We start from the raw sequence: 7268 nt of genomic DNA on the forward strand, positions 1-7268 counted from the left end.
GCGGAGCTGCTCCAGGAGAACGAGCCGCACACCAGGAGCAGCGCCGAGAGCAGGACGGGGAACCGACTCTCCACGGGTACCTCCGGACGGTCGTGGGGTGGTCGTCGGGACGCCGCCGGCGGGCGACGCACCCCTCGTCGCGCCATCCCAGCACGTCGCGGCGGCGCAGGGTGCGGTCCCCGGACCGGTCCCGTGGTCCCTGACCGCACCTCGGTGGTGCCGACCGGCTGCGTCCGTGGTGCCCGCCCGCTGGTGCGGGACGGCCGGGGACGACACGGTGCCCGGGACCGGGGCGAGTCCGCACCGGCGGACCGGACTACTCCACGAACCGCACGCGGAACGAGACGGGCCACAGCTTGCCGGTGAGCAGGTACTCGTCGTCGCCCAGGGCGGCGATGCCGTTGAGGACCGCGTTGGCGTCCGCGCGCTGCTCCTGGTCGAGCAGGCCGGCGGCGTCGACCAGCGCGGTCACCCGCCCGCTCACCGGGTCGATGCGGACGAGGGCGTCGGACTGCCACACGTTCGCCCAGACCTGTCCGTCGACGCACTCCAGCTCGTTGAGCTGGGTCACCGGCTCGTCGTCGAAGGTGACGGCGACCGAGCCGGTCTCGGCGAAGGTGACGGGGTCGTGGAAGCGCAGCTGGTCCGTGCCGTCGCTGCGCACGAGGCGGGTCCCGTCGAAGCACAGCCCCCAGCCCTCGCCCTCCAGCGGCACCTCCTGCCGGAGGGTGAGCGTGGCCCGGTCCCACTCGAGCACCACACCGTCTTGCCAGGTCAGCTGCCAGATGCGGTCGTCCACCACCGTGATGCCCTCGCCGAACAGCCGGCCGGGGAGCGGCGCGGACCGCCGCACCTCGCCGGTCGCGGGGTCGACCTCGCGCAGCTGGGACCGGCCCGCGAGCCCGGTGCCCTCGTAGAGGGCGCCGTCGTGCACCTCGAACCCCTGGGTGAAGGCCGACGGGTCGTGCGGCACCTCGGCCAGCACCTCCGGCCGCAGCACCGGCACCGGCTGGTCCGGATCAGTGTCCGCGGCGTTCCGGGCCCGCGCCGACTCCCCGTAGACGGAGACCTCCGTGCTGTCGCGTGACGCGCAGGCGGACAGGAGTGCGACGGCGAGGACGACGGAGCCGAGTGCTCGACGGCGGGCGCCACGGTTCATCAAACGGTCACAATCCGTTCGGGACGGTCGATCGGGTCACCGGGTCACCGGGTCGCCGGGGCACGCCGATCGACCGGCGCCTCCCACCCGGCGACCCGGGACGAACCGGGGCCGCAGACACTACGACCCGACCGGTGGGTCCGACAGTGATGACACCTGCTGATCCGTGCCGGTTCTCCGCTCTAGGTGTCGCATCGAGCGGGCACCGTGGTGGACGGACCCGGGGCCGGGATCCGGCTGAGCCGAGATAGGTGGTGGCCACCGATGTCGCCCTCCACGGCGGGGCCCGAGACTCTCGCGTGCCGATCCCGGACCGCGGCCGGGCTCGGCAGTCCACGGGGCGATCGGGGAGGTCCGGCGGCGACGCCGCAGTCCTGATCCCGGCAGGCCTCATCCCCAGTACCGCATCCTGAGGAGATCCCATGTTCGAGGACCAGACCGTCGAGCTGCTGCCCGAGCGCACCACCATGCAGTTCTTCGCGGCACAGAACTTCAACACCGCCGTCGCCGCGGCCGTGAACGCCGGCAACGTCAACGTGGGCGGCAACCAGGCGAACATCGCGGCTGCCCTCTCGCTCGCGGGCAGCAACGTCTTCATCGGTGACTGACGCCTGAGCCACCTGCCGATGGAGTGATGCGAGGCCCGGCTGCGTGCCCGGCCGGGGAGGGGCGGTCGTTCGCGGCCGCCCCTCTTCCCGTTGTCGGCGCTCGGTGTACGGAGGCCGGCGTCTCCTCCACGGGAGGACCCACATGGCCCTCGCAGCGATCCGTGCCCTCGCAGCGATCCGTGCGCCTCCGCGCTCGGTGCCGTGGTCGCCACCTACGTGTACCGCCTTCGCGGATCGGTGGTGGCGACGACCGGCGTCAATGGCGGGACCGGAGCAGATAGGTGCCGGACGCTGATGCCGCCGGTCCGGCGGCGGCCCGAGACTTCCACGCGCCGACTCCGGACCGCGGCTGGACTCGGCAGTCCACGGGGCGAGCAGGAGGGTCCGACGGCACCGCTGCGGTCCTGCTCCTGGCGGACTCCAACCAGTATCGATCCTGAAGGAGACACCATGTCCGAGGACCTGAAGCTCTTCGCCGACGAGCAGGTCGAGCTGCTGCCCGAGCGCACCACCATGCAGTTCTTCGCGCAGAACGGCAACACCGCGACCGCGGTGGCCGCCAACGTGCTGAACTTGAACGTCGGTGGCAACCAGCTCAACGCCGCCGTCGCCGCGGCTGCAGCGGGCAGCAACGTCTTCATCGGCTGACGCCTGAGCCTCTTGCCGATGGGGTGATGCGAGGCCCGGCTGTGTGCCGGGCCGGGGAGGGGCGGTCGTTCGCGGCCGCCCCTCCTCGCGTTGTCCCTCGCCGCGTGCAGGACGCCGCACCGGACCTCCCCACGAGGCGTCTACGTGGTGGCTGGACCGACGCCCGGGACAGCGGATCCGTACCGTCGTCCGCCGTACGGGCATGACCCAGCGGGGGCGCGTGGTCCCGGGTGCGGGGGTCAGTGGAGGGACCGAAGCAGATAGGTGCCGGACGCTGATGCCTCGGTCCGGCGGCGGCCCGAGACTTCCGCGTGCCGATCCCGGACCGCGGCCGGGCTCGGCAGACCACGGGGCGATCAGGAGGGTCCGGCGGCACCGCTGCGGTCCTGTTCCTGGCGGACTCCATCCAGTACCGATCCTGAAGGAGACACCATGTCCACGGACCTCGAGCTCTTCGCCGACGAGCAGGTCGAGCTGCTGCCCGAGCGCACCACGATGCAGGCCGGGTTCTTCCAGAACGGCAACCTCTCCATCGCCGTCGCGGTGAACGCGGGCAACATCAACTTCGGCGGCACCCAGATCAATTCGGCCGTCGCCGCGGCGCTCGCCGGGAGCAACGTCCGCTTCGGCGGCTGACAGCGCCACGGGCCCGGCGGTTGCTGACGCACCCGCCGCGTCCAGGGGAGGGGCGGCCGGTCACCGGCCGCCCCTCCCCGTGTCCGGATCGGCCGACGAGGGACGGAGAGGGAAGCGTGACGCAGACCGAGGTCCTCGACCGCCCGGCAACGGGTGGGATCCCGCTGCCACGGCTGGCCCCGGGCACCGAGCTGCTGGGCGAGTACCAGGACTCCGCCTACGAGGACCCCCGGTTCATCATCCGCCGGGTCGACGGGCAGGTCATGCAGGTCCCTCGCCTGCTCTACCGGCTCGCCGGCTCCCTCGACGGCCGGGACACCGAGCAGGTCGCGGCCGACCTGAGCGCCGAGCTCGGCCGTGAGCTGACCGCCGACCAGGTGACCTTCCTGGTCGAGGAGCGGCTCCGGCCCGCCGGGATCATCGCTGCCGACCACGTCGACGAGCACGTCGCCGGGGCCGGGGACGCGAGCCCGCAGGCGCCGGTCCGCGCCGACCCGCTGCTGGGCCTCCGCTACCGCGCCGGTGTCATCCCGGCCGCCGTCAGCTGGCGCATCGCCGGGTTCTTCCGGCCGCTGTTCACCCGGCCGGCCTGGGTGGCGCTCGTCACCGCGTTCCTCGCCGTCGACGTCTGGATCGTCGCCCAGGGCGACGTGCTCGGCCGGATGGAGTCCGCCGTCGTCGACGTGGCCCGGCAGCCCGGGCTGGTGCTCGCCCTCCTCGGCCTCACCGTGGTCTTCACCGCCTTCCACGAGTCCGGCCACGTGACCGCCTGCCGCTACGGCGGCGCCCGTCCCGGCGAGGTCGGCGTCGGGCTCTACATCGTCTGGCCGGCGTTCTACAGCAAGGTCACCGACAGCTACCGCCTCGACCGGGTCGGGCGGCTGCGGACCGACCTGGGCGGCGTCTACTTCAACTGCATCGCCATGCTGGCGCTGGGCCTGTGCTACCTCGGGACGGGCGAGCCGTGGCTGCTCATCGCGCTGGTCACGATGCACACGCAGACCGCCTGGCAGTTCCTCCCCAACCTGCGGATGGACGGCTACTACATCCTCGCCGACCTGGTGGGGGTCCCCGAGCTGTTCGGCTTCGTGAAGCCGGCGCTGCTGAGCCTGCTCCCGGGCCGCCCGTCCCACCCGCTCCTGCGCAGGCTCAGGCCACGGGCGCGCCGGGTGGTCGTGCTGTGGGTCGCACTGATCGTCCCCACGCTGCTCGCCTGGCTGGTCGCCGTCCTCGTCGCCCTGCCGCACCTGCTGCCCGTCGCCTGGCAGGCGTCATTGGAGTACGTCCGGCACCTCGACGCCGGAGCCCGGAGCGGGGACGTCCTGGCCACCACGCTGGGCGTCTTCCAGCTCCTGCTCCTGGCCCTGCCGTGGCTCGGCCTGGGGCTCATCCTGTGGTCACTGGCCTCCCTGGTCGCCCGGCGTCCCGTCGCCCTGGTCGCCGGCCGTCCCGCCGTCCGCTGGGCCGGGCGGGTCGGGTCGGCCCACCGGGCAGCCGTCCGCCGGGTCGGTGCGGTGGTCGGGCTGGCAGGCCTCGGCGCCCTCCTGCTCGTGCGGGTGGCCTCCGTCGCCTGGTCGCACCCGGCCACCGCGGCGGAGCTCCGGCTGGTGGACGGCGCGTGGGCCGCCCTGCACGGCGTGGACGGTGCCGCAGTGGGCTCCGGCGACCGGCTGCTGCGCCTGCAGGTGGCCGGCTACGCCTGGCTGACCGGTGCCTTCGAGCGGCACGACACGATCCTGGCGGGAGGCCGGGAACTCGCGGTCGTGGCGTCCGCGGTCCTGGTGGTGGCGCTCCTCGTGCTCGTCCGGACCCGGCGCGTGCGCCCGGTCGCGGTGGCCCTGCCCCTGCTGGCGGTGCTCGTGATGGGGCCGGCGGTCACCGTGCTCGCCACGGTCGGCAGCGGTCTGGTCGGGGCCGCGTGGGCCGCCGTGGGCGCGCTCGTGCTGAGCCGGGCACGGCGCCCCGTCGCAGGAGCGCTCGGGATCGCCGCCGTCGCGGTGGGCGTGGCGACCGAGCCCCTGGTCGCCGTCCCGCTGGCCGTGGGCATCGGGACCCACCTCGGAGCCGGATCGGGCCGGCGCGCGCGGCACGCGGGCGGACCCCGGCACGCCCGCCCGGACACGGTGGAGGGCGACACCCGACCGTGGCTGGCAGCGCTCGTCGTCCTCCCGGTCGCCGCTGTGGTGGCCACCGTGCCGAGCGGTCCGGCCGACCTCCCCCTCGGGTCCTCCGAGCGCGCCGTGCTGCTGCTCCTCGCGGCGCTCGCCGTCGGCACCGGGTTCCTCCTCCGCGGCCTCCGCCTGCCGGCGGCAGCTGCCGGTGCGGCCACCGTGCCGGCCGTGGTGCCCTGGCACGGGGCCGGCACGGCGCTCCCGGTGGTGCTGGTCGCCGTGGTGCTTCTCGGCTTCCTGTTCGCCGTTGCGTGGACCGGTGGCCCGGCGGCGGCCCGACCGCACCCGCTGCTCCGGGGCACCTTCCTCGTGGCCGCCCTGGTCGTCGTGATCACCGGAGCGCTCTTCCTGCCGGTGTCCGCGCGGACCCCGCCGCACCAGCAGCTCGCCGCCTGGATCGCCGAGCAGGCCTCCTCGCGCGGCACCGTGGCGGTGCCGGCCGGGCTGTGGGGGGACCTCCTCCGGGACGGGGTCCCGCCCGATCGGCTGGTCCGGGTCGGGTCGCCGGCGGCCGCGGAGGCGGACTGGGAGGTCACGGTCGGCGGCTCCACCGCCGGTACACCGCCGGCTGCCGCCTTCGGCGGGGGGCCCGCTGTCCTCATGGTCAGTCCAGGCACGGGGACCGGGGGAGCGGCCCCCGGTCGGGCGAACTGATTGTGAGGGACGCGTCGCGCAGGGGCACGACCCGGGCCACGGGAGAGCCCGGACGTCGAATTCGGGACGAACCCGTGACTAAAGTCGCCGCGCGGGATCCGTACCAGTAGCTCGGGGGAGCGGCAGTGGCGAGGGAGCTCATGCCGGGAGCGGTGGAACGACGGACGGGCCACGGGATGCCGTGGTCCGTCCCTGATCGCGCTCGTCCCGTCTGATGGGGGCGACGCGCTGGCCCCTCACGGGCCGGGAAGCCGAGCTCCGGACCATGATCGCTGCACTCACCGCGAGGCCGGAGCGCAGCCTGGTGATCACAGGTCCCCCGGGGGTGGGGCGGTCCCGACTGGCTCGGGAGGCCCTGACCGCCGCCGCGCAGCGGGGCCACCCGACCGCGTGGGCCGTGGCCACCGGTGCCGCGGCGCTCGTGCCGCTCGGCGCGTTGGCCCACCTCCTGCCCGCGGTGGACGACGGCGCAACCGGACTGGCCCTGCTGCAACGGGCGACCGCGGCCATCGCCGGGGACGGGACCGGTCCGACCCCGGTCCTCGGCGTCGACGACGCCCACCTGCTCGACCAGATGTCGGTGACCCTCCTGCACCAGCTCGCCGCGAGCGGTGCGGTCATGCTGGTCCTGACCGTGCGCACAGGTGCGACGGAGCCGGATCCGGCCGCCCCGCTGTGGAAGGACGGGCTGGCCGACCGGATCCACCTGGAGCCGTTGCGCCGCGCCGAGCTCGTCCGGCTGATCGGCCAGGTGCTCGGCGGGGACGTGGACGCCCGGACGGGTGAGCGACTCTGGCACCTGAGTCAAGGCAACCCGTTGTTCCTCCGGGAGCTGCTGGAGGACGGCGTCTGGAGCGGTCGGCTGACGAGGTGCGAGGGGGCGTGGCGGTGGCAGGACGCCATGCTTCCGTCCCAGCGGCTGTGTGAGATCGTGCTGGCCCAGCTGGGGCAGCTGGATGCCGCGGAATGGCGGGTGTTGGAGGTCCTCGCCACGGTCGAACCGCTGTCGGCCCGGGAGGTCGAGGCGCTGAGCAGCCGGGAGGCCGTCGCCCGGCTCGAACGCCTCGGCGTCGTCGTCGACGACGCCGAGGGGACGCCGGGTCTCGTCCGTACGGCACACCCGCTGTACACGGAGGTCGTCCGGAGCCGTACACCCGAGGCGGTGCTCCGATCCATCCGTCGTGAGCTCCTCGCCGGCTCCGGGGACGACCGGTCCCCGGCACACGTCGCAGCCCGGTGCCTGGCACTGCTCGACGGAGGGGAGCCGGTGCCGGACGCCGGGCAGCTCACCGGGGGGGGGGCGCGGGGGGGGGGGGCGGGTGGGGGGCGCTCGGCCGCCGGGGGGGGGGGGGGGGGGGGGGGGGGGGGGGGGGGGGGGGGGGGGGGGGGTCG

At 74.5% G+C, this 7268-nt stretch carries 6 protein-coding genes; 5 read left to right on the top strand and 1 reads right to left on the bottom strand.

The features are described from left to right. Positions 1–316 precede the first annotated feature (316 nt). A complete protein-coding gene (locus ACI798_RS21115) occupies positions 317–1159 on the bottom strand; it encodes a glutaminyl-peptide cyclotransferase (RefSeq protein WP_456940651.1) in 843 nt (280 codons plus the stop codon). 422 nt (positions 1160–1581) lie between these two features. On the opposite strand from ACI798_RS21115, the gene ACI798_RS21120 reads away from it, so the two are divergent. The 5 genes from ACI798_RS21120 to ACI798_RS21140 all read left to right on the top strand — a co-directional run. Continuing rightward, positions 1582–1767: a hypothetical protein gene (locus tag ACI798_RS21120; protein ID WP_456940652.1), complete on the top strand. Its 186-nt coding sequence runs from the start codon at positions 1582–1584 to the stop codon at positions 1765–1767. 450 nt (positions 1768–2217) lie between these two features. Then, on the top strand, positions 2218–2415 hold the full coding sequence (locus tag ACI798_RS21125) for a hypothetical protein (protein ID WP_456940653.1): 198 nt from the start codon (positions 2218–2220) through the stop codon (positions 2413–2415). Positions 2416–2847: 432 nt separating this feature from the next. Further along, a complete protein-coding gene (locus tag ACI798_RS21130; RefSeq protein WP_456940654.1) occupies positions 2848–3051 on the top strand; it encodes a hypothetical protein in 204 nt (67 codons plus the stop codon). 116 nt (positions 3052–3167) lie between these two features. Continuing rightward, the gene (locus ACI798_RS21135; protein WP_457048876.1) at positions 3168–5876 is read left to right on the top strand and encodes a hypothetical protein; all 2709 of its coding nucleotides are present in this window, start codon (positions 3168–3170) and stop codon (positions 5874–5876) included. Between the two features lie 265 nt (positions 5877–6141). Further along, a partial coding sequence (locus tag ACI798_RS21140) for an AAA family ATPase (RefSeq protein ID WP_457048877.1) occupies positions 6142–7268 on the top strand: 1127 nt, incomplete at its 3' end.

It is taken from the genome of Geodermatophilus sp. SYSU D01045 (genome assembly GCF_054050295.1).

What these genes read in the sequence shown, in the direction of transcription:
- ACI798_RS21125 (WP_456940653.1), top strand. Translation starts at nt 2,218, where the DNA reads ATGTCCGAGGACCTGAAGCTCTTCGCCGACGAGCAGGTCGAGCTGCTG.
- ACI798_RS21120 (WP_456940652.1), top strand. Translation starts at nt 1,582, where the DNA reads ATGTTCGAGGACCAGACCGTCGAGCTGCTGCCCGAGCGCACCACCATG.
- ACI798_RS21115 (WP_456940651.1), bottom strand. Translation starts at nt 1,159, where the DNA reads ATGAACCGTGGCGCCCGCCGTCGAGCACTCGGCTCCGTCGTCCTCGCC.
- ACI798_RS21130 (WP_456940654.1), top strand. Translation starts at nt 2,848, where the DNA reads ATGTCCACGGACCTCGAGCTCTTCGCCGACGAGCAGGTCGAGCTGCTG.